The organism is Desertibacillus haloalkaliphilus (genome assembly GCF_019039105.1).
GTDB classification, from domain to species: domain Bacteria; phylum Bacillota; class Bacilli; order Bacillales; family KJ1-10-99; genus Desertibacillus; species Desertibacillus haloalkaliphilus.
This window is the reverse complement of record NZ_JAHPIV010000432.1, coordinates 1-360: the sequence shown is the minus strand read 5'-3', so window position 1 is coordinate 360 and position 360 is coordinate 1. Positions and strand designations below refer to the sequence as shown.

At 50.8% G+C, this 360-nt stretch carries 1 protein-coding gene; it reads left to right on the top strand.

Annotated features, from left to right (window positions below; translation table 11 throughout):
• On the top strand, positions 1-360 hold a 360-nt coding region (locus KH400_RS30200; protein ID WP_217228487.1), incomplete at both ends, for a hypothetical protein.

Below are 360 nucleotides of genomic sequence, written 5' to 3'. Positions count from 1 at the left end.
GGAAGAAGGAGAGAAAAAGGGAGGGGAAAAGAGGGAAAAGAAGGAAAGGAGGAGAAAAAGGGGAGGGAGGGGAGGGGAAGGAGGGAAGGGGGAGAAAAGGAAAAAAGGGAAGAAAAAAGGGAAGAAAGAGGGAAGGGAAGGGAAAGAGAAGGAGAGGAAGGAGGGGGGAGAGAGAGAAGAGGGGGGGAGAAAAAGAAAGGGGGGAGAAGGAGGGGAAAGGGGAGGGGAGGAAAAAGAAAAGGGGGGGGAGGGGGAGGGGAGAAAGGAGGAAAAAGAGGGAGGAGGAGAAGGAGAAAAGAGAAAAGAAAGAGAGAAAAGAAGAAAGGGAGAAGAAAGGGGAGAAAAGAAAGGAGAAGAGAA